The sequence below is a fragment of the Photobacterium satsumensis genome, assembly GCF_050336935.1.
GTDB classification, from domain to species: Bacteria; Pseudomonadota; Gammaproteobacteria; order Enterobacterales; family Vibrionaceae; genus Photobacterium; species Photobacterium satsumensis.
Window position 1 is genome coordinate 643,542 of record NZ_JAKJSK010000006.1, and the last position, 26,277, is coordinate 669,818.

Annotated in this window: 26 protein-coding genes; 17 read left to right on the plus strand and 9 right to left on the minus strand. The window is 44.8% G+C overall.

Annotated features, from left to right (window positions below; genetic code table 11):
- Positions 1-72 precede the first annotated feature (72 nt).
- Positions 73-1,923 (plus strand): beta-ketoacyl synthase, encoded by a 1,851-nt coding sequence (locus tag L4D79_RS02960; protein ID WP_428647151.1) that lies wholly within the window; start codon positions 73-75, stop codon positions 1,921-1,923.
- A gap of 162 nt (positions 1,924-2,085) precedes the next feature.
- Complete coding sequence (locus L4D79_RS02965) at positions 2,086-2,964, plus strand: PfkB family carbohydrate kinase (RefSeq protein WP_428647154.1); 879 nt, start codon at positions 2,086-2,088, stop codon at positions 2,962-2,964.
- An 82-nt stretch (positions 2,965-3,046) separates the two neighbouring features.
- Here the strand turns inward: L4D79_RS02965 and L4D79_RS02970 are convergent, their stop codons facing one another.
- The 3 genes from L4D79_RS02970 to L4D79_RS02980 all read right to left on the minus strand — a co-directional run bounded on the left by L4D79_RS02970 (position 3,047) and on the right by L4D79_RS02980 (position 6,043).
- The gene (locus L4D79_RS02970; RefSeq protein WP_428647156.1) at positions 3,047-4,342 is read right to left on the minus strand and encodes a DEAD/DEAH box helicase; all 1,296 of its coding nucleotides are present in this window, start codon (positions 4,340-4,342) and stop codon (positions 3,047-3,049) included.
- Positions 4,343-4,531: 189 nt separating this feature from the next.
- Entirely contained in the window at positions 4,532-5,290 is a 759-nt protein-coding gene (locus tag L4D79_RS02975) for a DeoR/GlpR family DNA-binding transcription regulator (protein WP_428647159.1), read from the minus strand.
- Positions 5,291-5,338: 48 nt separating this feature from the next.
- Positions 5,339-6,043 carry a glycerophosphoryl diester phosphodiesterase gene (locus tag L4D79_RS02980; protein WP_428647161.1) on the minus strand — a complete coding sequence of 235 codons (705 nt, stop codon included), beginning with the start codon at positions 6,041-6,043 and terminating at the stop codon, positions 5,339-5,341.
- Between the two features lie 273 nt (positions 6,044-6,316).
- Between L4D79_RS02980 and L4D79_RS02985 the strand changes: the two genes are divergently transcribed.
- The 8 genes from L4D79_RS02985 (at position 6,317) to L4D79_RS03020 (ending at position 13,819) form a co-directional block, all read left to right on the plus strand.
- Positions 6,317-7,336 (plus strand): C4-dicarboxylate TRAP transporter substrate-binding protein, encoded by a 1,020-nt coding sequence (locus L4D79_RS02985; RefSeq protein WP_428647164.1) that lies wholly within the window; start codon positions 6,317-6,319, stop codon positions 7,334-7,336.
- 65 nt (positions 7,337-7,401) lie between these two features.
- Positions 7,402-7,866: a TRAP transporter small permease gene (locus L4D79_RS02990; protein WP_428647167.1), complete on the plus strand. Its 465-nt coding sequence runs from the start codon at positions 7,402-7,404 to the stop codon at positions 7,864-7,866.
- An 8-nt stretch (positions 7,867-7,874) separates the two neighbouring features.
- Positions 7,875-9,158: a TRAP transporter large permease gene (locus L4D79_RS02995; protein WP_428647170.1), complete on the plus strand. Its 1,284-nt coding sequence runs from the start codon at positions 7,875-7,877 to the stop codon at positions 9,156-9,158.
- A 23-nt stretch (positions 9,159-9,181) separates the two neighbouring features.
- Positions 9,182-9,967, plus strand: a complete 786-nt coding sequence (locus L4D79_RS03000; protein ID WP_428647173.1) for an HAD-IIB family hydrolase — start codon at positions 9,182-9,184, stop codon at positions 9,965-9,967.
- Between the two features lie 471 nt (positions 9,968-10,438).
- Positions 10,439-10,795: a YibL family ribosome-associated protein gene (locus L4D79_RS03005; RefSeq protein ID WP_428647176.1), complete on the plus strand. Its 357-nt coding sequence runs from the start codon at positions 10,439-10,441 to the stop codon at positions 10,793-10,795.
- Positions 10,796-10,898: 103 nt separating this feature from the next.
- Entirely contained in the window at positions 10,899-11,477 is a 579-nt protein-coding gene (locus L4D79_RS03010) for a nucleoside triphosphate pyrophosphohydrolase family protein (RefSeq protein WP_428647178.1), read from the plus strand.
- Positions 11,478-11,599: 122 nt separating this feature from the next.
- Positions 11,600-12,970 (plus strand): MATE family efflux transporter, encoded by a 1,371-nt coding sequence (locus tag L4D79_RS03015; RefSeq protein ID WP_428651684.1) that lies wholly within the window; start codon positions 11,600-11,602, stop codon positions 12,968-12,970.
- Between the two features lie 36 nt (positions 12,971-13,006).
- Positions 13,007-13,819, plus strand: a complete 813-nt coding sequence (locus L4D79_RS03020; RefSeq protein ID WP_428647181.1) for an alpha/beta fold hydrolase — start codon at positions 13,007-13,009, stop codon at positions 13,817-13,819.
- 94 nt (positions 13,820-13,913) lie between these two features.
- Here the strand turns inward: L4D79_RS03020 and L4D79_RS03025 are convergent, their stop codons facing one another.
- The 3 genes from L4D79_RS03025 to L4D79_RS03035 form a co-directional block, all read right to left on the minus strand.
- Complete coding sequence (locus L4D79_RS03025) at positions 13,914-14,414, minus strand: hypothetical protein (protein WP_428647183.1); 501 nt, start codon at positions 14,412-14,414, stop codon at positions 13,914-13,916.
- A 90-nt stretch (positions 14,415-14,504) separates the two neighbouring features.
- Positions 14,505-15,233: a nitroreductase family protein gene (locus L4D79_RS03030; protein WP_428647185.1), complete on the minus strand. Its 729-nt coding sequence runs from the start codon at positions 15,231-15,233 to the stop codon at positions 14,505-14,507.
- Between the two features lie 92 nt (positions 15,234-15,325).
- Complete coding sequence (locus tag L4D79_RS03035; RefSeq protein WP_428647188.1) at positions 15,326-16,174, minus strand: lipase family protein; 849 nt, start codon at positions 16,172-16,174, stop codon at positions 15,326-15,328.
- A 177-nt stretch (positions 16,175-16,351) separates the two neighbouring features.
- Between L4D79_RS03035 and L4D79_RS03040 the strand changes: the two genes are divergently transcribed.
- The 5 genes from L4D79_RS03040 (at position 16,352) to L4D79_RS03060 (ending at position 20,947) form a co-directional block, all read left to right on the plus strand.
- A complete protein-coding gene (locus L4D79_RS03040; protein WP_428647191.1) occupies positions 16,352-17,122 on the plus strand; it encodes a hypothetical protein in 771 nt (256 codons plus the stop codon).
- Positions 17,123-17,300: 178 nt separating this feature from the next.
- The gene (locus L4D79_RS03045; RefSeq protein WP_428647194.1) at positions 17,301-17,786 is read left to right on the plus strand and encodes an acyl-CoA thioesterase; all 486 of its coding nucleotides are present in this window, start codon (positions 17,301-17,303) and stop codon (positions 17,784-17,786) included.
- 110 nt (positions 17,787-17,896) lie between these two features.
- On the plus strand, positions 17,897-18,541 hold the full coding sequence (locus tag L4D79_RS03050; RefSeq protein ID WP_428647196.1) for an SDR family oxidoreductase: 645 nt from the start codon (positions 17,897-17,899) through the stop codon (positions 18,539-18,541).
- Positions 18,542-18,681: 140 nt separating this feature from the next.
- Entirely contained in the window at positions 18,682-19,815 is a 1,134-nt protein-coding gene (locus tag L4D79_RS03055) for an acyl-CoA desaturase (RefSeq protein ID WP_428647199.1), read from the plus strand.
- Positions 19,816-20,044: 229 nt separating this feature from the next.
- Complete coding sequence (locus L4D79_RS03060; RefSeq protein ID WP_428647202.1) at positions 20,045-20,947, plus strand: L,D-transpeptidase family protein; 903 nt, start codon at positions 20,045-20,047, stop codon at positions 20,945-20,947.
- Positions 20,948-21,019: 72 nt separating this feature from the next.
- On the opposite strand, the gene L4D79_RS03065 is transcribed toward L4D79_RS03060, so the two are convergent.
- Positions 21,020-21,703, minus strand: coding sequence for a hypothetical protein (locus L4D79_RS03065; RefSeq protein WP_428647205.1), 684 nt, complete (start codon positions 21,701-21,703; stop codon positions 21,020-21,022).
- 273 nt (positions 21,704-21,976) lie between these two features.
- On the opposite strand from L4D79_RS03065, the gene L4D79_RS03070 reads away from it, so the two are divergent.
- Positions 21,977-23,086 (plus strand): 1-acyl-sn-glycerol-3-phosphate acyltransferase, encoded by a 1,110-nt coding sequence (locus L4D79_RS03070; protein ID WP_428647208.1) that lies wholly within the window; start codon positions 21,977-21,979, stop codon positions 23,084-23,086.
- A 49-nt stretch (positions 23,087-23,135) separates the two neighbouring features.
- On the opposite strand, the gene L4D79_RS03075 is transcribed toward L4D79_RS03070, so the two are convergent.
- Positions 23,136-23,699 (minus strand): OmpA family protein, encoded by a 564-nt coding sequence (locus L4D79_RS03075; RefSeq protein ID WP_428647211.1) that lies wholly within the window; start codon positions 23,697-23,699, stop codon positions 23,136-23,138.
- A gap of 89 nt (positions 23,700-23,788) precedes the next feature.
- The gene (locus tag L4D79_RS03080) at positions 23,789-24,715 is read right to left on the minus strand and encodes a LysR family transcriptional regulator (RefSeq protein WP_428647213.1); all 927 of its coding nucleotides are present in this window, start codon (positions 24,713-24,715) and stop codon (positions 23,789-23,791) included.
- A 346-nt stretch (positions 24,716-25,061) separates the two neighbouring features.
- Here L4D79_RS03080 and chrA point away from each other — a divergent pair, with 346 nt between their 5' ends.
- Entirely contained in the window at positions 25,062-26,207 is a 1,146-nt protein-coding gene (gene chrA / locus L4D79_RS03085) for a chromate efflux transporter (protein ID WP_428647216.1), read from the plus strand.
- Positions 26,208-26,277 lie beyond the last annotated feature (70 nt).

Below are 26,277 nucleotides of genomic sequence, written 5' to 3' on the forward strand. Positions count from 1 at the left end.
CACAAATGCCAGATGAATGAACAGTGTAAATTGGTAATCTATGCTGACTAAAATTTTAAGAGCAGGTTTAGGATGTCTAAGTTACCGCTAATTGTAGGCTTCGGTGGTATTAATGCCGCAGGTCGTAGTTCAGGTTTTCATAGCTATAAGCGCATGGTTGCAGATGTGCTTAGTAACAACGATATGGCTTCGACTTGGCAAGATCTCGCACACCGTATGGGCCTTTCCGAAAGTTCAGCCATCGATCCTGAAGTGATTGAGGCTATCAAAGCGGGAACATTAGTCCGACGCATTGAATCTTTCGATCCTGATAACCTGCGCTATCAATACAAAGCGGCGTTGAATGGCGGCCAGGAAACCATCAGTTTTACCCTGCGTAAGTCAAAATTACCAACCCGTATTCCTGAAAATTGGCAGGTGGAAGAGCAGGGTAGCAAAGTGACGATTACGGTTACCGGTGAGCTAAATGCACTTCTGGAAGACCGAGTTTCCTTTCCTGTTACGAGCGGCGGTAACATCCCTACCGGTTTTGATCCGGCGAAGCTATACAATTCCCGTTTTCACCCGCGCGGCCTGACATTAACTGTTTATGGGGCATCTGATGCACTTAACTCGCTGGGTATAGATTGGGATGAAGTGCTTAAGCATATCAAGCCTGATGAAGTGTCAGTATACGCAGGTAGTGCGCTGGCTCAGGTCGATGACAACTCTTTGTCGGGTCTGTTAGCGGCTCCTCTGACTGGCGGCCGTGTTAGTACGAAAATGATGGCACTTTCTTTGGCTGAAATGCCGGCTGATTTTATTAACGGCTATGTCATTAATAGTATTGGTACAACAGGGACTAGCATGGGGGCTTGCGCCACGTTCCTATATAACCTGCGCCAAGGCTTGTTGGATATCCAGCAGGGCAAATCTCGAGTGGCTATTGTCGGTAATGCTGAAGCGCCGGTTGTCTCTGAAATTATGGAAGGCTTCCGAGTCATGGGTGCGTTGGCTGAAGATGCTCAGCTTAAAGCACTAGATGATAGCGAGACGGTTGATAATCGCCGCGCCTGCCGTCCATTTTCGTCTAATGCTGGATTCACCATGGCAGAATCGGCACAGTTTGTTGTGCTGATGGATGACGAATTAGCGTTAGAACTGGGGGCAACTGTGTATGGCTCGGTTGCTGATGTTTTTATCAATGCCGATGGCAACAAGAAATCGATTTCAGCTCCTGGTGTGGGTAACTATGTCACTGTCGCTAAAGCGACGGCTTTGGCAAAAGCTATCTTAGGACCTGAGGGTGTAAAGCAGACTTATGTTCAGGCCCACGGGACTGGCACGCCGCAAAACCGAGTAACAGAGAGTCATATCCTCAACGAAGTCGCGAAAACCTTCAGTATTGATAATTGGCCAGTAACCGCGATTAAGTCATATATTGGTCATTCAATGAGTACCGCGCCGGGTGATCAGCTAATCGCGTCGCTGGGTGTATGGCAATACGGTTGGATCCCTGGGATCAAAACGATCGACCATATCGCTGATGATGTACATCAATCGAATTTGAACATTCTCACGGATCATTTTTTCGCTGGAGAGAACGGAGAGGATTATAAAGCGGTGATCCTGAATGCCAAAGGCTTTGGTGGTAACAACGCATCAGGCCTGGTTCTTTCACCGCAACAGACGATGGCAATGCTATCGAAGAAATACAGCAATGATGTTTTGTCTGCTTACAGCACTAAAAATCAGGTTGTCTCTGCGCAGGCCGTTGCCAACGACAATGCGGCATGCTTGGGAGAGGAGGCTATCCGTTACCACTTTGGTGAAAGCGTGATGGATGAAACCTCAATTGAGATGACTCCTGACTCAGTAAAGCTGTCGGAGTTTGCTTCGTCTATCCCTTTAGCGACCGAGAACCCTTACGCTGATTACAGCTAAGTTTTAGCTAACTCAGATCGGCACAGATAACGGTTAAAAGCCGCAGTTATTACACTGTGGCTTTTTTATGGTAGCTTTATACCAATCTGGATATAAGCATCTGTGTGAATGCGCATTTTACAGGTGGTTATTTGTATCTCTGAAAAGTATGGAGTCAGAAACGTGGCAAACGTTATGTTGGTTGCGAATTTAAACTGTGATCGGATTTTGCAGTTAAAAGAATCGTTGCAAGCGGGTGGAAGGCATCATTATCAAGATCTTGGTCGGCGCTTAGGCGGCGGCGGTGCGAATACTGGATTAGCATTGGTTTACGCAGGGCATCACGTTGCACTGGTAAGCCAAGTCGGACGTGATGAAACCGCGGATTGGCTATTGGCAGAAGCTAGCTTAAAGGGGTTGAATTGCTCTTTGTTACAGCGTAATGATATTGTCACTCCTGAGTTGATGCTATTAATGACACCGGATGGTGAACGTACCATTATTCGTCCAGAACGGCCTGCATTTTCACTTGGGCCTGCGCCTGATTTTACTCACTGGGATGGCATTTATGTCAACTCTAGTGCCGCAGGGGTCGAGCAATGGTCAAAAGCTGCCCTTGAGCAAAAGAATGCGACCTTAGTTGTTGCCCAATTGCCCAAAAGCCATAGCCTACGACCGTGCCAAGTGCTCATCACGTCCCAATCCGATTTAAATGCTCATATTCTATCTTCGGGCAGAGTAACAACGAGTAGTGATATTGCGCCTTTCCAGTATGCAAAGTCCATTGCTGGTACGTCATTAGAATACTTTATTGTTACGGATGGGGAGAATGGGGCCACGGCCTATAGTGAGTCGGGGGAAGCGTATGTGCCTGCTGTCGCTGCTGATGTCGTTGATACTACAGGGGCTGGGGATGCCTTTGCCGCCGGGGTGATCAATGGGTTGTTAACAAAGCTATCAATTACCGAGTCAATGGCTGTTGGGTCTATGTGGGCTGCAATAGCGGTCGCGACACCAAGCTCAGTGCCAGGAGCTGAGTTTCAGGCATTCCTTACCAAGTAGTTTGAAAATGCGCAGAGTACAGAACGAAAAAAGGGTTAGCTGATCGCTAACCCTTTTCGTTATTTATACCGAAAATACTGAATTACTTTTTCAGCTTTGTCACTTTAGACTTGTTCATTACCGCACGGCGCAAGCGAGCTCGACGCTCTGCATCGGACTGATCAGCCGCAGGGTTATTGGTGCGGCCTTGGCGGTCACGAAATGCGGCTTTATTGTGGATTTTGTTCAATAGCGCATCGCGGCTTTTTGGCTCGTAACCCGCAAGTTGTACACGGCGAATACGCTGCTTGATCAGGTTTTCAACCTGCTGAAGCGTCAGCTCTTCCTCGCGGCTCACGAAAGAAACAGCGTGACCTTGAAGGCCAGCACGGCCGGTACGGCCAATACGGTGAACATAGTCTTCAGAAAGGAAAGGCATATCGAAGTTCACTACGTGTGGTAGACCTTGGATATCCAGACCTCGTGCAGCAACTTCGGTCGCAACCATTACTCGCGCTTTGCCTTCCTTGAACTCATCAAGGGCACGACGACGGGCACTTTGTGCCTTGTCGCCATGACATAGTACAGCTTTGATACCATCGAGCTTAAGTTCTTTAACGAGCTCGTTCGCCGTTTCTTTATAGTTCACGAAGACCAACACTTGCTGCCAGTTTTTCTTACCGATCAATTCAGAAAGAAGTTCGCGTTTACGATCTTGGTCAACGGGGTATACCACGTGAGCAACGGTATCAGCCGTTGCATTTTCTGGGCTAACAGAAATACGTTTTGGCTTGCGTGTAATCTCGCCAGCCAATTTGTTCATTTGGGCAGAGAAGGTTGCAGAGAACAGCATGGTTTGCGGTTGGTTGCGGATGTCACCCATGATACGACGGATATCAGAGATAAAGCCCATGTCCAACATACGGTCGGCTTCGTCGAAAACCAAGAACTCAAGATTAGCAAGAGTAACGTTGTTAAGGTCCATGTGTTCCAGCAAACGACCAGGCGTTGCAACCAGAATATCTACGCCGGGTTCAAGCTTTTTCTCTTGAGAAGACATCTTGGTTCCGCCATAAACCGCAGCAACCGAGATATCGGTGTATTTGGTGTAGTCTTCGATGTTTTTAGCGATCTGAGCAACTAGCTCACGGGTTGGTGCCAAAATTAGCGCTCGCGTGTTGAAGCGGCTGCGAGATTTAGGCTTATCCAAGATCTGCTGAATAATAGGTAGAGAAAAAGCGGCCGTTTTACCGGTACCTGTTTGGGCATTGGCAAGAATATCGGTTCCGCGACGAGCGTGTGGGATCGCTTGTTGCTGGATTGGGGTTAATTTCTCATAGCCGCACTCGGTAAGTGCACGGACAATATCCTGAGAAAAATTCTGTGATGCAAATGACATTCTTCTTTCCTAAAGCAGACGGCTGAGCCTGACAAAAATATGGTCGCTGATTATAGAGCAATAATAGTCAGTTGTGGGGACTAATTTGGAATAAATGGTGCTAAATTGGGCATTTGGTGCTGGTTAGGCCGTTTCAGGGCTAAGGGGAGAGGTTTAATTATTAGCCCTGATAGCTGAATTTTCACTTCGTTATGTGGATTGCTGAGTGACTGGCGCTGCTAGGTATACCGGGAGTTCAGTCGGTAACTGGGTATTATTGGTAAATATTTTATCGAACTGATTCATCGGTGCCACTTTCATTGCTGCAAATCGCCCCCACTTGCTAGCGTCTGCAACTAACCATTGTTGGCGACAGTTTCTGATAATCGCTTTAGAAATATCCGCCTCGATATTTTCATGCTCCATCACATAGTGGTTATCGGTGACACCAGCGCAACCGCAGATCCCTATATCTGCCTCAAAGCTATTGAAAAAATCGACCGCACTGCTGCCCATGATATCTTGGTGTTCACGGCGGAATTGGCCGCCAGCAAGATAGATTTCGATGTGCTCATTGGCTTCGAGGATCTGCACAACCTGCAAATTATTGGTAATGACCCGTAGTGAAGACTTTGAGAGTAGGTGCTGGGCAAGGTGGGCGAGTGTCGTCCCGATGCCAATCATCACTGTCGAGCCGTCCGGTATGCAAGCTGCAATATTGGCTGTGAGATCACCTTTGGCTTTAGCTTCTACCTCTGAGCGGTGGCGGTAGCTGGTATTGGTCATTGCTGCAGGCAAGCTAACACCGCCATGGACTCGGCGTGCTAATCCTTGCTCACACAGATGATTGACATCCCGACGAATGGTTTGTGTGGTGACAGCAAACTTTTCGGCAAGATGATCAATTTGCACTTCACTCTCAGCACGAATGGTAGCGAGGATTTGTTGTTGGCGTTGATTCAGTTCCATTGCATGTCCTGCATTTTAGATCTGTTCAGGCTTCACCTTTTATGTGACCTAAAACTTATCCGGTGTGTCAGTGATGATGCTGTCGACACCCATATCAAAGAAGTGCTGTGCTTTGTCTGCTTTGTTCAGTGTCCAAATTTTTAGCACATATCCTGCGCCTTTAATGCTCTTAGCAATGGTCGGCGTCAAAATACGGTGATCGATATGAACGCTGTAAGGCTGGCTAGCCTCGATAGAGGTTAAGCTATAATCATTCCATACTTCACAGATAAATCCACGGCGTACATCTGGCATTTGTTGTTGGCAAAGTTCTAAAGCACGTTTTTGAAAGCTTGAAAACAGCAGTTTATCAAGCGGGAATTCTTTTTCCTTGAGCAGATCAACGACGGCATTAACCAATGGCTCAATTTGTTTATCATGATGGATCTTAAGCTCAAGGTTTAGGGTTAAACCCAAGGCCAAGCACGCTTCACATGCTTCGGCAAGAGTAGGGATTTGTTCACCAGAAAATTCGGGGCTAAACCAACTACCGGCATCCAGCTCTTTGAGTTCAGCAAGACTCAAATTAGCAATTTTTCCCTTGCCGTTGGTGCAGCGGTTGACCGTTTCATCATGGATGACAACCGGAATGCCATCAGCACTCAACTGGGTGTCGATTTCAACCCAGCTAACGCCAGCTTCAGCTGCTTTTTTAATACTGGCAAGGGTATTTTCTGGGGCAAGAGCGGCAGCGCCGCGGTGACCAGTGATCATAATATTCCTACGATGGTGTGAATGTTCATTTGAAAATTGACATAACAGTATGTTGCTTATGTTACCGCATTATGACACTCACCGTTAGTCGTAATCATTGAGTGGATATCATAATGACGTGTTTAACCTATTGGAAAATTGTGAGTAATAAGGTTTTTCATGTGAATGTCAAAGTGCGGCATTGAATGTTCATATGAATGTAATATTTCCCTTCCATACTCCCTGCCGTAAATCGTTTTTCATCCGAATAATACATATTGAAGGCTAAAGGATATGAAAAAGCTACTAGGAACTGTGTTGACTGTGACTGCGTTATTGGTTGGTTGTGGTGAAGCTGATAAACAAGCAGCGGATACATCGGCGCCGATTGACCTAAACATGAGTTTGGTGTTCTCACAAAACGAGTTGCTAACGCAAGAGCTGATCAAGGCGACAGATGTGATCCGCGAGCGTACAGACGGTTCGGTGAACATCAAAGTATTCCCAGGCGGCCAGCTTCCTGTCTACAAAGATAACCTTGAGCAGGTGGTGAATGGCGCTAACTGGATTGCGGTTGAAGATCTTAGCTACCTAGGTGATTACGTCCCTGATTTTGCAGCATTGGCGGGCCCTATGCTGTACAACACATATGATGAATACCTTGCGATGATGAAAACCGACTATGTTGCCGGTTTGAAAGCGCAAGCTGAAGGTAAGGGTATCAAAGTACTGAATGCTGATTACATGTTTGGTTTCCGCCACATGATCAGTAATAAAGAGATCGTGAACTCTGAAGATATGAAAGGCATGCGTATTCGAGTACCGCAAAGCCAACTATTCATCAGCACACTTCAGTCAATGGGTGCAGCACCTGCAGCATTGCCTTTCCCTGAGACCTATGCGGGTGTCCAGCAAGGTGTTGTTGACGGCCTTGAAGGGTCAATCCTAACCATGTACTCAACAAAGATTTACGAAGTTGCCAAGAATATGTCATTGACTAAGCACTTCTTGGGTACCGTGGGCATTTATATTTCACCGTCTGTTTGGGACAAGTTCACACCGGAACAGCAGCAAATTGTTATGGAAGAACTGGAGGCGGGCGCTGAGTCTAATACTGCCGAGCTTATCAAGTTGGATAAAGAGTATACCGAAAAACTTGAAGAGCTGGGTGTGACCTTCAATGAAGTGAATTCAGAAGAGTTCAACCAGCTGACTGCTGATGTATACAACCAGTTCCCGTCATGGAGCGAAGGTGTTCACACGACCATCATGAATGAACTGGCGACTATCCGAGCGAATCAAGAGAAGCAATAGCGTCTAACGGGAGCCGCCAGTAAATTCTGGTTGCTGGCGGTTCACGATCTGCTTTGGAGTAAGAAGTGTTTTTGATACGTAACTTAGAAGAAATATTGGCCTCAATCGCGATCAGCATCACGGTCCTCGTTGTCATAGTGAATGTGGTCTTGCGATATGGTTTTGGTTTTGTTGTACCGTGGAGTGAAGAGCTTTCTGTTGTGTGCTTTATATGGGCTGTCTACTTAGGTATTAGCTCATGCTACAAGCACAAGCTTCATATGGGCGTAGATGTGGTTGTGGCTTTACTGCCGAAAAAAGCCAAACGTCCTTTTCATTTGCTGGTATCACTTTTCTTACTGGTATTGAACATCCTTATGGCAGTGCTGAGCTACCAGTACATGATGCTGTCGAATAAAGTCACCCCTGTAATGGGAATGTCTTACTTCACTATTAATGGTGTGTTGTTTGTTAGCTTCGTGCTGATGGCTCTCCATACTGTGAAATTCATTTTCGATGATATCAACACGCTGAAACGCGGAAAAAAATAGGTCTTGTTGTGGAAAGCTATCTACCTATCGGTATTCTATTTGTTCTCTTTCTATTGAACATCCCCATTGCCTTCTCGTTGATTGCATCAGCGATGGTTTATTTTTTATTTCTGAATAATTCGATTCCTGTCACCTTGGTGATGCAGCGCTTTATCAGTTCTGCAGAATCTTTTCCGTTGTTGGCCATCCCTTTTTTCATCATGGTGGGGTCGGTGATGAACTATGCCGGGATCAGCCGAAGCCTGCTCGCGTTCGCAGATGCAATGATAGGGCACCGGACCGGTGGTCTTGCTCAGGTGAATGTGCTGTTAAGTACTATGATGGGAGGAATTTCAGGGTCAGCTAATGCCGACGCAGCGATGCAGTCGAAGATCTTGGCACCTGAAATGACTAAACGAGGCTATGGCCTGCCGTTTACTGCGGCAGTCACTGCCGCTTCATCCAGCATCAGCCCGGTTATCCCACCAGGTATTAACCTGATTATTTTTGCTTTGTTGGCAAATGTGTCGGTACACCAGATGTTTATTGCTGGCTACGTTCCTGCATTCTTGATGGCTATATCTTTGATGGTGACCATTGCCTTTATCGCAAGAAAGCGAAACTATAAGCCATCACGTAGCGAGGCTGCATCGGCCAAGGAGCGTTGGCAGTACTTCTTTAAAGCGATCCCTGCACTGTTGATCCCGTTTGGTATCATCCTTGGCATGCGTTTCGGTCTGTTCACCCCAACGGAAGCCGGTGCTATTGCTGTATTGCTATGCTCAATCATCGGCATCTTTGTATACCGCCAGCTAGAGTTTCGTCATTTCCCTATGATTTTGCGCGAAACAGTACAAGGCACCAGTAGCGTGATGTTTATCATCATTGGTGCGATGGTCTTTGGCTATTACATGACACTGGAGCAAATCCCCCACAATGTTGCTTCGGGTTTGATTGAGTTGACGGACAATAAATATGTTCTGCTGTTACTCATCAACCTATTGCTACTTGTTGTTGGTATGTTCATTGAAGGTGGAGCTGCAATGATCATCCTGACGCCTTTGCTACTTCCCGCGGTGTTGAACTTGGGGGTTAACCCTGTTCATTTTGGCATCATTGTTATCGTGAATATTATGATCGGTGGCGTAACGCCACCCTTTGGTTCAATGATGTTTACCGTGTGCTCCATCCTAAAAGTGAAGATGGTGGACTTTGTCAGGGAAGTACTCCCACTGTTATTGGCGCTGTTCGCGGTGCTGATGCTGCTGACATTTTCTGAAAGTTTGGTGATGTTCTTGCCGAATATGTTGTAACAAGAAAGAAATTTGAGGTTTATATGAATTCGGATGTGATGCGCTTATCACCAGAGTGGAGCAACATAGAGTGGGTCTTGACTGATGTCGATGATACTCTGACTTGGCAAGGGCAATTGCCGCCAGATACGTTGATTGCTTTGCAGCAGTTGCGCGACGCTGGTAAGAAGGTGGTTGCAGTAACGGGTGCTTGTGCAGGTTGGGGTGATCATATTGCACAACTTTGGCCGGTAGATGCTGTATTGGCTGAAAACGGTGCGGTAATTATGGAAAAGAAAGACGGTTTCCTGACTCTGCGCTCAGAAACGTCAATCGACGAGATCAGAAGCGCGCAGCAGCGCCTTAAATCACAAGTCGAAGCTATTCTTGTTGATTTCCCTGAGCTGAACCTGACTTTAGATCAGGCCTACCGGGTGTGTGAGGTAGCGATTGATATTGGCCAAAACCGTCCTAAGGTTGATAGCCATATTGTCAGTGAAATTGTGGACCGTATTCATGCCCTAGGTGCTAATGCAACGGCAAGTTCAATTCATATCAATGCGTGGTATGGCAAGCACTCGAAAAAAGCGACAGCGACTGCATTTCTTAAAGAAAAGGGCCTGACCGAACAGCAGATCAAACTAACTGCGTGTTACGTGGGAGATTCAATGAACGATCAATATATGTTTGAGTTACTGCCAATGAGCGTTGGGGTTGCGAACATCAAGCATTATTGGGACCAGTTGCAATTCAAACCCCAGGTTGTCATGTCTAAGCCGGGCGGATTTGGTTTTGCAGAATTTACCGACCAGTTACTGGCACTTAAATAATCGAACATAAGCAGGCCGAAAGGCCTGTTTTTCAATTAAACAGCCTTTATCAGCGTTTCGCCAATAGCGACAAACATCTTGTACTTACAAATAGGACAGTAGAACTTATATTTGTTTTTGTGAGTGATGTGACGCTCGATAAAACTTCGCCTGACTCTTAGGCTATGTTGAGTTGTCCCGCAGTGTATACACATATCCTTATGATTTTCCTGATGACCGTTTCTTGACCTCGCGTTCAATTTTTTGACGCCTGAGGTGATATAAAAGCGAAAATTAGCTTTTTTAGCAATGCAAGATGTATCATAGTTGCGACACATTGAGCGAGTTATCAATTTCAATCAAAATGAATTCATCAATAATTTTTTTTGAGAACCTTCGACCAAAGTGTGACGGTTGTTATATAATTGGCGGTCAAGCAATTTAGCCCGGCATCAGGTTACGGGATATTGCGAAGTAAAATAAGGTAACTACATGAATTTAAATCAAGAGCTTCAGAGTCTAAATAACCGTTTAGATAAACTTCGCCGTAAGTTGGCTGGAGCAGAAGAGCGTGGTGATCAGGCGATTGCTGGTCAGGCGACACAAGAAATCGAGACCATTACCAAAAAGATTAATAAAGTTAAGGGGCGTACTAAGCACGAACTTAACAAAAAAGGCTCGGATGTGAAGTCACTGGCTTTCAATCGTCCACTGACAAAAGCTGAGCAGGCCGATATGGGCAAACTGAAGAAATCAGTTAAGGGCTTGGTAGTTGTTCACCCTATGACAGCTCTTGGCCGTGAAATGGGTATCAGCGTTGTTACGGGTTACGCGCCAAAAGCTTTTTAATTAAAAGCGTATATTGAAAAGTCAGTCGTGCCCAACGGCTGATTCGTTACTTACTGGGGAATGAATCATTCCTCAGTGTTGATTTAACTTAAAGGAAAGTTGCATGAAGCTGTCTGTTTTGGATCAAGCACTGTTCGATCACCTTTACCGTGATATCCGCGAATTTCGTAATACGTTTGACTTGGATATTGAGTCGCCTTCCAGTTTGAACGAACAGGCTGATGCATTGCACACATCATTGGCGGTAGAAGAATTAACAGAATTGGCGGAGGCAGACTCACTGGTTGAGCAAGCTGATGCGATTGTTGATTCGGTTTATGTCTTAATGGGACGCCTGGTTCACCTAGGTGATGATAAAGTAGAGTCTAATATTGGCATCAGCTACCTTATTGATTTGCTACTTCAGATTGCTACGCGTTTAGGTTTTGATTTTGTGTCTTGCTGGGATGAAGTACATTCAAGCAACATGAGCAAGGTTTGCCGCAACGAGAAAGAATTCGAAGAAACCAAGGCGTTCTATGCCGAGCAGAGTGTTGACATCGTGGGTAGCCAGAAAGGCGAGTATATTATTGCCAAGTGTGCCAAAGATGTAGATTTAGGCGATAAGCTTGTTCGTCAAGGTAAAGTCCTGAAATCGGTATACTACCGTCCAGCTGATTTAGTTAAGTTGGTGACAGCGTAACTCAAGTTTGTTGTGTTGAAAGCTCGGTAAGTTGAGAATATACCATTCTCTCTACCGAGTTTTTTTGTATATAGCCTGTATTAATTGAGATAAAGATACTCAACACTATGCCTTCTAAACCCATGCCCTCTAATAAAAAGCCTTCCAAACCACAGCAGCCGCCTTCTTCTGACGCATCGCTTGGCCGCCAATTATTTGATATGACCTGGCCGATGCTGTTTGGCGTGCTTTCCCTAATGAGTTTCCAGCTGGTTGATAGTGCTTTCATCGGCCAGCTTGGCGTATTACCTTTGGCTGCGCAAGGTTTCACGCTGCCTATGCAAATGGTGATCATTGGTCTTCAAGTTGGGTTAGGCATTGCGACAACGTCACTGATCTCACGTGTCTTGGGGAGTGGCGACTTCCAGCGAGCCAAGCAACTTGGTGGGCTGGTGGTGATCACCGGTGCGATCAGCGTGCTGTTAATTTGTCTCCTTATCTGGTTTTCTCGACATGGTATTTTGCAAATACTCAGTGCTCCCGCAGACGTCTATCCCGTTATAGACAGCTACTGGCCTGCATGGTTAGCAAGCTCTTGGTGCGGGGCAATGGTTTATTTTGCATATAGCTTATGTCGTGCCAATGGCAATACAATGCTACCCGGTATCATGATGGTTGTGACCAGTTTGCTTAACATGGTGCTAGACCCTTTGTTCATTTTCACTTTTGACATGGGGTTGGTGGGTGCAGCTTGGGCAACGGTCGTTGCTTTCGGTGTCGGAATGATTGCCGTATTCCCCAAAGTGATACAACGTCATTGGTTGAGCTTCGACTGGAAAGGCTTGGATGTCCTGGCTTCAGTCAAAGAGCTTGTTAACATTATGGCCCCTGCGATGCTAAGCCAGCTGCTGCCACCTTTGTCATCGATGCTTGCAACAAAATTGGTCGCGGGGTTCGGCGCTGCTACTGTTGCGGCGTGGGCATTGGGATCTAGGCTAGAGTTCTTTTCAATTGTGATTATATTGGCGCTCACCATGTCGATGCCACCAATGGTCGGTCGTTGGCTGGGTAAGGGGGAAATCGACAAGATCAAGTCCTTGGTTTCACTTTCCGTGAAGTTTGTATTGGTGTGGCAGTTTGCGATCGCGGTTATCTTGTATATCGCTATTTCGCCATTAACATCATTACTGACAAGTGAAGCCGCGGTGGGTGATATTCTATCGCTTCATTTGACTTGGGTACCACTCAGCCTTGGCCCGCTCGGTATCTGTATGTTGATGGTGTCTATTTGCAATGCGCTTACCATGCCAATGCGAGCACTGGTTATTTCAGCTCTGCGTTTGTTTGTCTGTTTCTTGCCTCTGCTTTGGCTTGGGGCGGAGTACGGTGGTATTCAGGGGCTCTTTATTGGTGCCATGTTAGGCAATGTGCTGGCGGGGGTTGCCGCTTGGGAATGTTATCAACGAGGTATGCGAGCGGTTGAAGTAAAATTTGCCAACAGTACGTCGTATTAACGTAATAGAACTAAAAAAGAAGATGGATTAGATTGAATGAAAACTTTTACTCTTAATGGCCAGACGATGCATTATCAAGATATTGGCGAAGGGCCAGTTCTCGTCTTCGGTCATAGCTATTTATGGGACAGCGCTATGTGGGCGCCACAAGTTGAAGTATTAAGCCAATCATACCGTTGTATTGTCCCTGATTTCTGGGGCCATGGTGGCTCTTCATCTGCACCAGAAGCAACACGTAGTTTGAAAGACTATGCCAATGATGTACTTTGCCTTCTCGACCACCTAGAAATCGATAACGTTTCTCTTATCGGTTTATCATCCGGAGGCATGTGGGCAACAGAGCTAGTGATCAACGCTCCGGCGCGGGTTACCAGCCTGGTTCTGATGGATACCTTTGTTGGTTTGGAGCCTGAAGTTGTCCATACTAAATATTTTGCGAAATTGGCAGAGATTGAAGAGCAATCTGCGTTAACACTTGAAACAGTAGATTTCTTTGATGAGCGACAGTTTGCGACGTTAGAAAAAGATCACCCGATACGTGCCCGTTTCAGAGATCAACTACTTGCAGCGGATAAAGAGAAAGCCTCAGCATTGGCTAAAGCGGGTAGGATGGTGTTTGGCCGACGTGATATGTTTGAAGAGGCTGAGATGTTTGCTTTGCCAACACTGATCATGGTTGGTGCTCAAGATAAAATGAGACCTGTGCTCGAATCTCAGTTAATGCATGATGGCATCACAGGCAGTGAATTTGTGTTGATCCCAAATGCAGGTCATATCAGTAATCTAGAACAGAGTGACTTAGTTACCGAGAAGCTATCGGTGTTTTTTGCTAAGCATCTCGCTAAATAAACATAATAAAAATATTGATAGATAACAAAGAGCCAGTCACTGAATGACTGGCTCTTTATTGTTTGGGCTGTGCTTCAATGGCTGAAAACAGAAATCAGCTCAGCTGCTCACTATAAAGAGGCTGGTTTGATGCTTTGGCTGCTAGTGCTTGTTGCATTTCAGCAATCAATTGTTGCTGATTAGGTAACGGAAGCGCGGCAATATCGCAGATCAGCGAACCGTGTTCATTATCATGAAAGACCATGCCACAAGCAGCGGGTTTACCTTTGAAGAACCCGACGTACAATTGTGCCGGTGAGTTATCTTCAAACATGATTTGAGTGAGGTACTCAATAACGGCTTCTTTGTCTGCTTCATTTTGCCAGCGATTGGCAAGGACCAGTGCGTATCGAATAGTGAGTGGATGGCAATCCACTGGGTAAATGGACAACGAGTCAGAGCTGGAAGAGTTACAATCTTGGTAGGGCCCAAACTCTATAGTTGCTTGAGTATCCTGATATAAGGCAAGACCTTTTTCACTGAGAGGGGTTGGAAACTCCGCATCGGTGATATGGCTTGCCATCCACCGGCTTTTTCGTTCGATGAGCTGTTTCATCTAGACTACTGACCGTTTATTTTGCTTTGATTGCCAACACCATACCGCAAAAGAAACCTTGAGGGTATGGCTTGTGATTTATTTGCTCAATTAATGACTGATTATAACTTCATCGTTAGCGACGCGGTGTCTTTCGCTATAAATACCATCATCCGAGCGTTTTCCGCAGCTGATAATCATGGTGATTTCAGCATCTTTATGTAACCCGAGCAGTGCTTTAGCTCGCTTGGAGTCAAATCCTTCCATAGGACAGGTATCAAAGCCTTCTGCACGCATTGCTGTCATGAAGGTCATCGCTGCCAGTGAACTGCTTTTGTGTAAACAAACGCGCAAGTCAGCTTTACTGACTTCTCTTACCATTGGTTTCTTCACGCCAAGTAAAGCACTGATGATCTTTCTACCTAGCCCGAAGATCCCAAAGCGATCATTGTTATAGACAAACGGGATCAGCTTTTCGTAATACTTCAATGCACGTTTCGCTGTAGTATCTTCTCGTCCTTCGAAAGCGCCTCGAATCGTGGCTGCATTCATTTCCGCTCGGCCTTTCCATTTGTGTGGTGTAACGACAAAGGCAACCAATTCGTTGGCGGTTTTAGCCGCATTTTGGCCCATACAGTATTGAGCGAGTTGTTCACGCTTGTCTTCGCTGATAACGCGGTGGAATTCCCATAACTGCATGTTCGAGCTATTCGGTGATAGTGTCGCAAGCTCAAGTGAGCGTGAAACGGCTTGATGATCAAAAGGGGCTGATTGGTCATATTTTCGAACGGAACGACGGGAATGGATAAGATCGGTAAGTACAGTAGTTGATTCAGACATGTTAGGGGCTGTTGGCCTTAGACATTAAAGTTGAAACCTAGCGCCACTATACCTGTTTTAGTCGACCACCCAAATGGTTCAAGCTGAATGTTTCAGTGCTTATCAAAGAAATCTTTGTTTCTAATGTACTTATTCATGTAGTGATAGGTAATCGGCCTGAGCACCCAACTGATAATGGAGCGATATAACCTCACCAGTGTCGGAGTATCTTCGTAAATCTTCCCGTTGTGCAACCAAAGCACTTTTCCAACATGCCAGAACATAAACGGAATAGGGGGTAGAAAGGTCACAATATCCAAGTCACAGCAAATCCGGTACGTTCGTTTAGCTAAAGGGTAATGTTGCTTGAAATTCCAGAAGCCTGTCGCTGGTTGACCAAACGTGACAATACGCTTAACGGCAGAGGGTTGGTGTTGGTAGAGGCGATGGGCAACTAATATGGCCATTGCACCTCCCGAGGAGTGTCCGGTAAAAGTGACTCGTTTACCTTGTGCTATCAGAGGAAGCAGAGCGGATTCAATCTGTTGATATAGCGTCAATGCAGTGTGTTTGACGTTTTTCTCACTCGCTTGCATGAACTCGGCATTCATCGCTTCACTTAAGGATGGGTTAGGCCGAATGGTATTGGTTTTACTGTTTTGCTCGAGCAATGAATAATACCCCCAGTGGACATGGCAGACTTGATCACCTGAGCGAATTTTTTTTGGATAACAGGCAAGATTAATGAACCAATCCCAGATACTTTGTGACCCCTTGAACACCACAACGACTTCATTTCTTTCCCCCCAAAGAATACGAACGATGGTACGTCCCCAGCGATCGGTGACTTCATGGCGACCATTTTTATTGAATCCGTACAAGGTGTGATTAAAGGTTGTGGGATAAGCAAGGTTACAAAGAATGGCGTAGCGTTCGTATTGGTATCGCTTCAGTGGTTTCATTCAGAGCTGATCCTTACTTAATGATGATTAAAACATATAGCTTATGTATGTGACATTTCGAATAAGAATTAGGTTTGATGATGATCACTGTGTGAAATAAAAACTGTCATGCAAGCCTTGTAGGATGGATAAATCGTTGCGTGCAGATCATATTTTATGAAATGCATTGCCTAATGTTTGTTCAATGTGCGCTCAATTTGTTATAAGAATAGATGGCTGGTCTTTCATACTTTTTTAACTATTCAATGTAGAAACATGGCAGGTAACAACATGATGGAATATGACTTAAATACACACCCTTTCATGAAACTCACCGAAGCGACTCAACCTGAGTCATTCATCAAGCATTTTCAAAGCATGATGCTGGCGGGTAAAGCAATCGAAACAATGACAGTTGATAGCACTAAGCTGATGCTAGAACAAAGTTATCAGCAGAGCCTTAAATTGATTGAAGAAATGGACAAGCAATTTTCTTACCGTGAAGATCAACAACAATCTTTATGTTTCCCGTTTGATCTGATGGATCAAATGACAAGGAATATGACTGATCAATGGAGTGCGCTAGCAGGTTTGCCAACAAGCTCGGCGGATAAAATTGCTGAAGCGCTTGAAGAAGCAAAAGCCAAGCAAAGTGAGCTCTCGGGTATCGTCGCTGAACAAGAAAGTCAGTTGAATGAATTGAATCAAGCTGTCGTTGCTCATCAGGCTGAAGTCACCAAAGCGAATAGAGCAAAACAAACGGCGCAGCGAAATGCACGCAAGGCAAAAGTAGATTTAGAGGCTGCCAGCGAAACCAGTAAGCAGCTTGAAGAGCAGGTTACTCAGCTTGAATCTGAAAAGGCTGAAACACTGCAGGAAAATCAAACATTGATTGAACAAAATGCCGAGCTTAAGCAACAGATAGCTCAGCTACAATCACAATTAGAAGCTGTAGAGCAAGATTCGTAACGCGAGAGTGCGCTGCTAAATCATCAATACTATTAGAAAGCGCCTAATGGCGCTTTTTTGTTATTTGCTTTTTGTTGAGGGAAATACTCAATGCGTGAACTGCCTATGGGATTGTTGTTGTATTTCTGTTAATACTAATTAACGGAAAGGACAGCCATTGCAAGTAGTAGGAGTAAGAATGAGTAAGAGGCAACGAGAAGTAACACTGAGGTTCCTGGCTGAACCGGGTGACGTTAACTTTGGTGGTAAGGTGCATGGCGGTGCCGTGATGAAGTGGATAGACTTGGCGGCGTATGCATGCTCGGCTGGTTGGAGCGGTATGTATTGTATAACGGCCTATGCTGGTGGTATTCGCTTTGTTAAACCCATTCATGTTGGTAATTTGGTCGAGGTAACAGCCAAGGTCATTTATACCGGTCGATCATCAATGCATATTGCGATTGATGTGCAAGCCAGTGATCCAAAGGAATTGAAAAACCAACTGACTACGCACTGTATCGTGATTATGGTTGCGGTGGACGAAAACGGTCAGTCTGCAGAGGTTCCAGAATGGTTACCCGAAACGGAGGAAGACAAAGCCCTTAGAGAATCAGCGATTCGCCTAATGAATATGCGCACAGAAATTGGTGAAGAGATGGAAGCGCACGTGAAGTATATAAAGTGATCGGTACGCCACGGTTTTCTTGGCGTAGATCAACTAAAAGCGATGAATTTTACAAACTCAGGAAATGATAGTTATAATCATTACTATTATTATTTGTGAGTGAGAATAGAATGGAACCTGTTGTTTTATTTGGTGCTAGTCGTGGATTAGGCTTTGCTGTTGCTCGATATTTTCGTGAAAGGGATATTGATGTCTATGCAATGGCTCGTAAACCAGAAAGCGCAGCTGCACTGGAAGAGCTAGGTGTTAAAGTGGTACTTGGCGATGCGCTTGAACTGACCAGCATCAAGTCATTCCTAGAGGGTGTTCCACAAGATTCTGTCGCTGTTTCTACTATGGGTAGCTATCAAGCGGATAATCCTGTCGATTATATCGGTCATCGAATGGTAATCGATGAGCTTGAATTACGGAATATACGTCGTTTTGTCATGGTGACATCCCTGGGATGTGGTGATTCATGGGCGTACTTATCCGACAAAGCGAAAGCGGTTTTTGGTAAAGCGGTTAGGGAAAAGAGTCTTGCTGAATCATGGTTAACAACCAGTCAGCTGGATTACACCATTCTTCGCCCTGGTGGCCTCCAAGACGGCGACGTCACTGAACAAGGGGTCTTGTCTAGCCAAGGGGAAGTGCATGGCTTGATTACACGAAGTGAAGTTGCAAGATTGATTCAAACGTCACTATCGGACGATACTTCAATTGGTAAGATCTATGCGTGTGTTGATCCTGTCTTTACTCGTAATTTCAGCAATTAACAATTTGCAGACTAAGCTTCTATCTAAAGCCATCAGTAATGATGGCTTTTTTTGTTGCTAATTGTTTAACCAATTGACGAAAAAGTTCCTGAGGGCTATTCTAGCTTACAGTTGTACGCTCAATGGATAGGATCAAAAGGATGACCTCGACCAAACCTCCCGTGTTGTGGCTAAACGTTACGATATTTGCCCTCACTTTTCTTGTTGCAGTGATTGCGACGCCTGTATATGCCTATTTTATCGGCTTTGATGTTTCACAATGGCTAATGCTGCTTGTTGCCTTTTCGTTCTGTGGCATGTCGATCACCGCCGGTTACCATCGGCTTTGGTCACATAAAACTTATGAAGCCAATGCAGTTGTTAGGTTCATATTTGCTATCGGCGGTGCATTTGCGTTGCAGAATAGTATTTTGCATTGGTCTTCTGACCACCGTATACACCATCGTTATGTCGACAACAACGATAAAGATCCTTATTCCGCCAAGATGGGCTTCTTTTACAGTCATATCGGCTGGATGCTGAGGGAGTATCAAGCTAGCCGTTATAGTGACTATTCGAACTGCCGTGATTTGCAAAAAGATAAGATCGTTATGTGGCAGCACAAATACTATGCACCGTTAGCGCTTTTGACTAACTTCGGTATTCCGTTGTTATTTGGTTTAGTTCACGGTGACGTTTGGGGAGCACTTCTGCTAGTTGGTGTTGTTAGGCTTGTACTCAGTCACCACACAACCTTCTTTATTAACTCACTGGCGCATATCTGGGGATCTCAACCTTACACGGAAAAGAATACCGCCCGTGATAATGGCTTGTTGGCTTTCCTGACGTTTGGCGAGGGTTACCATAATTTTCACCACATCTTTGAAAATGATTACCGCAATGGCATTCGCTGGTGGCAGTTCGACCCTACAAAGTGGTTAATTAAATCTTTATCCTGGGCTGGAGCAACGAAAAATTTACGTACCAGTCCTGAAGATCGCATTGAAAAGGCTAAGGCCAGAATGCTTCATAACCGGGTGCAGAAAAAATTGATGAATAATCTCGCTAACCAAAGTACCCAACTGAAATTAGCAAGGCTTGATGAAGAGTACGAACTGCTATTACAAAAGATCGCAGATTACTATGACGCAAAAAAGCGCTTGCTAGAACTTAAGAAGAAGAAGCTGCTCAAGCATTATGAGAGCTTTGAATTCTTGCAACAGTATAAAGAGATGAAACAACGGCTCGAAGAACAACAGCGAGCATGGCAACGGCTTACTGCACAATATGCATGAGTAGATATGCAAAGATAGCTAAAGGCGGGGAATTTCCCCGCCTTTTTTGACTTAATGAGTGGTCACAAGTTAAGCTCTCAAAAAATCATTGACGTTTTGTTGACGTAAGAAGACATAGTCACCAGTAAAATCGTCGAATAATGTCTCATTATTGAAAACGCTGCTATTCGTAATATGTCGTTCAATGAGATTTGCCATAATTAGGGGATGTAAAGATGGAGGTACTGGTGTGAGACGCTTGTTGTTAATGCTACTCGCTGGTGTAATGTCGTGCTCTGTTCAAGCAGTTGAATATCAAAAGCCTGATGCCGACAGTAAGTTAGTTGGCGTCATGGAGTACTACCAAGTCATCAAAGGAGACAGCCTGCTTGATATCGCCAACAGGTACAATGTGGGTCTTTTGCAGTTGATGGCGGCGAACCCCGGTGTTGATCCGTTCTTGCCAACACCTGGGTCGTTACTGACTATTCCTATGCAGTTGGTATTACCCAATGCGAAACGCCAGGGGATTGTGATCAACCTTGCAGAGCTGCGATTATATTATTTCCCTAAGAACAGTGAAAAAATGTATGTGTTCCCAATAGGGATCGGTCGTGTAGGGCGTGAGACCCCGAAAATGACGACCAGCATCAGCCAAATGACGGAAGGTCCAACCTGGACACCAACCGCGAATATTCGTAAAGAGTACCGTGAAAAGCACGACATTGAATTACCGGCGGTAGTGCCTGCTGGCCCTGAAAATCCGCTTGGTGATTATGCGATGAGGCTTTCTTACGGCAGCGGACAATACTTGATCCATGGAACCAATAAAGATTTCGGGATTGGTATGCGAGTTAGCTCCGGATGTATACGAATGAACCCATGGGATGTTGAGTGGCTGTTCAGTCAAGTTTCGCGTGGTACTCGGGTACAGATCATCAATCAGCCTTTGAAGCACACTGTAGAGCCTGATGGCAGCGTATACGTGGAGGTTCACGAACCGTTGTCTAGAAGTGAAAAGCAAATGGGTGAATTCAAGAGCGTAAAGGCACCTGACAGTCTATTGGCTGAGGTTGCAGGAAGCGATGAAGGATATCAAAACCTTGACCTTGCCTTGCTAAAACAGTCTGGTGTACCACAAAGACTGAATTAATAGACCAACGACTTCAAGCCGGCTGAGTATGCCTGCACTGGAAATAAAAAAGCCACCGTATGGTGGCTTTTTTTATAGAGCCTTACCCAATACGGGAAGGGCCAAGGAAGAAATTATTTCTGGCGAGGTATTCAATGCCTCGGCAATTTGTGGGAGCTTGCGACCAGAGCGAGACAGTTTCAGTGCCTCGCGCATGAGCACACAAGATTCAATTTCTTTCGCAGAAAATCCAGTATAGGTGGTGATTTCTTCAAGCGCCTCACTATCCGTTACCTTGTCACCTTTTAGTAACGATGTTAAGCAAACCTGGTGGTGGCCACTTAACGCAGGGCTAGTCGATGTACTATTGACCTTTAATTTAGCGACCTGATCAGCCAATACTTTTAGTAAGTTGCCAGTTTCGCCTTCCAAAGTGATCTCTTTGTTCATTTTTAGCCATTTATTAAGCTCTTTGGAAAGCGCACTGATTAGCGGTGTTATCCGAAAGAACCCCGCTTCACGACAAACGGCCATTGTCAGGCGAGGGGAGAACTCGACTTTATTGTACGTTGACCCAGGCATCATTGTGACTGCATGGAGGCAATCGAATGGGATGAAAAAGCCATTTCCGGCAGTCACTGTATATTCAGCTTTTCCTAAACGGATAAATGCACATCCAGATGTCATGATAAGCATGTAGGCAGTATGACTTTTTTTTCTAGAACCGACGTCCAGAAAAGTATGTTGATGAAGTGAATATTCAATAGCCTGTTTCATAGTTAATCTCTAGCAATTTCGCTGGCACATGTTGTTCGCTTTTATTGCAAGCGTCAACTGATCGGTAGATTTTAACAGATAAATGGTGTTTTTTTGGCTAGAAATGTTATCGGTTAGGCAGACATTGCTGAATCAAGAAGGTAAAGTGATTGAAATTAATGCAATTCATTCTGGTAAGACCTCCAACCACCACCTTGTTGGGGGGATGTCATTGGGTAAATCTAAGAAAACTGCGTAAAATGTCGCAGTTTTTTCAACATATGAAGCAGTACAGTGCAGTCAAATAACGATATCTATAAAGAAATTCGCCCGTACAATGACGAAGAAGTCAGTGGGGCTATTACGCGTCTGGTTAACGATAAAGAATTCATACACGCCATTCTCAATTACCGTTTCCCGCAACTATCAGGTGTATTTGGCTGGCTGCTTACACCGCTGATTAAACGCTTTCTTATTAATAAGTGGTCAAACATCAAGACAGTAGACGATGTTCAACATCAAATAGCTAAGTATATGCATGCGACGATTGATCACTCTTGTGACGGTGTCACCTATACTGGCCTTGATAAGCTGGATCCGAAGAAGTCCTATCTCTTTGTCTCAAACCATAGGGATATTGCAATGGATCCGGCGATGGTGAACTGGTGCCTGTTTAATAACGGCTTCGATACTGTTCGCATTGCCATTGGCGACAATTTGCTAAAGAAACCTTGCGCGACTGAATTAATGCGTCTGAACAAAAGCTTTATTGTTAAGCGTTCCGCAAAAGGGCCGCGTGAAATGATGAAAACGCTTGGTTTGCTTTCTAACTATATCTTCCACTCCCTAGAAACAGGGAATTCCATTTGGATCGCTCAAAAAGAAGGGCGTGCCAAAGACGGAAATGATAAGACTGATCCAGCAATCTTAAAAATGTTCTATATGGATGGTCGTAAGCAGAAAGTTGAATTTTCTGATTACATGGCGAAATTGAACATTGTGCCTGTTGCCATTTCATACGAAAACGATCCATGTGATGTTGCAAAAGCGAAAGAGCTTTACCAGAAGCAAACGGAAGGCAGCTATGAGAAAGGCGAGCTTGAAGATATCGAAAGCATCATCCAAGGTATCGTAGGCCAAAAACGTCGAATTCATGTCAGCTTTGGCGATGCAATTGGAACGGGTTTTGACACACCTGAATTGTTAGCAGAAGAAATTAATCGTCAGATCACGACTAATTACCACTTGTTCCCTGCTAACTATATCGCAGCAGATATAGCAGATAGCTCAGTGAATGATGCCGAAGTGGCTCGGTTTAACGAGAAATTCGTGGGCTTACCCGACGGTGTCGTCGCTATTCTCAAGCAGATGTACGCGATACCCGCACAGAAAAAACATCAGTAATAAGAAAGCAGCCTGTTGGCTGCTTTTTTTTGGCCCAGTATGTAACGATTTAAAATCTTGTATCATTGGCGGGACTCAGAGTGCGCACGATTGACTTTGGAGACACCACCTCAACACGTCTGTTACGCTGTTTGTCCACGGCACGACTCCCTGAACTTAATGGCTCTGTACTTCCTGCTGAGACAATTTGAATACGTTCTTCTTCAACACCAAAGACCGAAGATATGTAAATGGCTATGGTAAAAGCACGCTCATAAGAAAGGCCGACGTTATCATCTTCACTCGCAAAATCATCGCTGTGGCCAACTACAATGACATAGCTATCCGGATGTTGACGTAATCGGACAGCAATAGGGTCTAACAGTAGCTGGCCTTCAGAGGTTAAGTCATAGCTCTCGAAATCGAAATAAACAGTGGTACGCAATTCAGGCAGTTCGGTTAACAAGATCTGTGCATTGGGAACCACATTTTCATTACTACTTGATGAAGGTGTAGTAGATGTGCTCGTGACATTGTCACTTCCATTACCACAGCCTAATGCCAACACAACAAACAACGCAACCAGTGTGATACGTGAAAGGGTTGAAGCGATAATGGGGGCTAGAGTTTTCAAACCAACTAAACCTAATTATGAAGTCATATATGTTAGGTTTAGCTGATCTGTAATGAATCACAACTGCGAAAATAAGATATCGAGGCAGATCAACGTGCTGCAGGATTCGGTGTTCGATATGGAGGAACAGACATACGTTCTGCCATGAAATCGATGAACGAACGTACTTTCGGTGCGAGGTACTTTCGACGTGGATAGACGGCATAAATTGGTAACTCTACGTCTGCTTTCCATTCAGGAAGAAGCTGTATCAGTTTACCGGTCTCAAGCTCGTCAGTAATAAGGTATGTCGCTAGGTAAGCGATGCCCAAACCGGATAGAGCTGCATCAAGAACAGCAGGGGCATTATCTATACGATAATTACCGCGCGCTCGAATGGCTTGTCTCACACCGTCTTTGGTGAACTCCCAGTTTGTATATTTTCTTTCTCGGCTTTGATAGGTAATGCAGTTGTGCTGACGCAAATCACCAGGAACCTTGGGCATCCCATACTCTTGAATGTAGTCTGGCGAAGCAACAACGGCAAAATGACAATCTGCAAGTCGACGAGCAACCATGCCCTCCGGTGGGTGTTCATGGATTGCTACCCAGCAATCGAAGCCTTCTTCAAGTAGGTTAGGGCGGTGGTCAAAAAGACTCACCTCTAATTCCAGCCCCGGGTGCTCTTTCTGAAACTCAGCAAGTGCAGAAGTGATATGGGGATTACCGAAAGACTGCGCAATGCCAATACGTAATACACCCTTAATTTCATTACGATAACCTGCAACAAGTGCTTCAGCTTCGTTGACAGTATCAAGAAGCTGTTGGCCATATTCTGCGTATTGAAGGCCAATTTCTGTCAAAGCGACGGTACGAGTACTTCGCTGTACGAGCTGGCAACCAAGGCGCTCTTCCAAAAAACGAATTTGTTTACTGACTTGAGATTTAGAAATCCCAAGACGCTCTGCTGCCCTTGTGAAATTTTGTTCATGACCGACAGTCGCAAGGATCACCATCTGTTGCAGATTTTCTAGCATAAGTAAGACCAACTTCATGTTAACGCAGAAATTATATCACTGAACAGAATTCGGGAGAATGCTTGTTAAAAGATTGCCTTGAAGGGAATAGGACGAAACTTCGAGAATCTGCGTAAAATCATAAAAAATAAAGCCTATTAAAACAAAGAGTAATCAACATTGTTTACCGTGAGAGACAATGGTAGAGCATGGTAAACGATTATTGAACTGTGAGTTCACTGTTATTGTAGTGCTACCGATTGGATATGAAAGGGTATAATTAAAATAATCAATGATAAGGATTAAGTAGAACGATTTTATTAATCTACTTGCTGGCGATATTATCATAGCCTCATTAGGAGGTTTTATGTTCAAAGTAATGTGGCAGTTTTTTCTGCTAGGTCTTTATAGTTTCGGTGGCCCTGCCGCTCATATTGGTTATTTCCAGCGTGAGTTCGTACAGAGCAAGAAGTGGCTTAGTGATCAAGATTTTACTCATGCGGTTGCGTTATGTCAGTTCCTTCCGGGCCCTGCCAGCAGCCAGCTTGGTATGTATATTGGTTTCAAGAAAGCAGGGTATTTAGGTGCATTTGCCGCATTCGTCGGTTTTACTTTTCCGTCTTTCTTGTTGCTGACTTTTTTGGCTATAGGTAACCAGCAATACAATGATGTCGTTTTCATCGACACGGTTATCCAAGCAGCAAAATTATTGGCAGTTGTTGTTGTTGCTGATGCTATGTGGGGGATGGCCAAAAAGAATATTACCAGTAAGCTGACAGCCTTAGTTGCTGTTGCGACAGCGGTGAGTGTGTTTGTGACTTCTGGCCTACTAGGTCAAATAGTTCCGATCTTGCTCGCAGCTTGTTTAGGCTTTATCCTTTCATCGCAAAAGCAGCGAAATCTAGAAAAAGTTAGTCAACCTGTGATTAAACCTAACCTTGGTATTATTTCAGTGTTTGCTATTTTGCTTCTTGGTTTACCTTTGGTTGCCGCACAGTCTGAACTGTTAAACCTTTTCAATGTGTTTTATCAAGCCGGTAGTTTTGTATTCGGTGGTGGCCATGTTGTTCTTCCTCTGCTTGAACCTATGATGGAGGGGATGGTAGAGCCAGACACATTCTTGAGTGCCTATGCATCTGCACAATTAGTACCTGGACCAATGTTCACAATGGCGAGTTATTTGGGTGCTTCAACGATTGTTGATAGTCCTGTGTTGGGGAGTCTACTTGCCACTATTGCGGTTTTCTTACCTGGCAGTTTATTATTATTTGCTTTCTTGCCGGCATGGGGGGCGTTGTTCAAACATCAACGTCTGCAGGAATCGATTCTATTGGTTAATGCCTGTGTGGTTGGTTTGCTCGGTAGTGCATTTATCAAGCCTGTTATCTCAACCTCGATTGGTTCTGTCTTTGATGTTGCCGCTGTGCTAATCGGTTTCTATTTACTGAAGTATCGAAACATTCCGGTTTGGGGGTTAATCATTCTACTTGCTGGGTATCAGTCGATAATTTAGTCATAAAGGTTTTAAGATCACAGCCTTCGGGCTGTGTTTTTGTAAGTCTAACGCACTATAACTATTAATT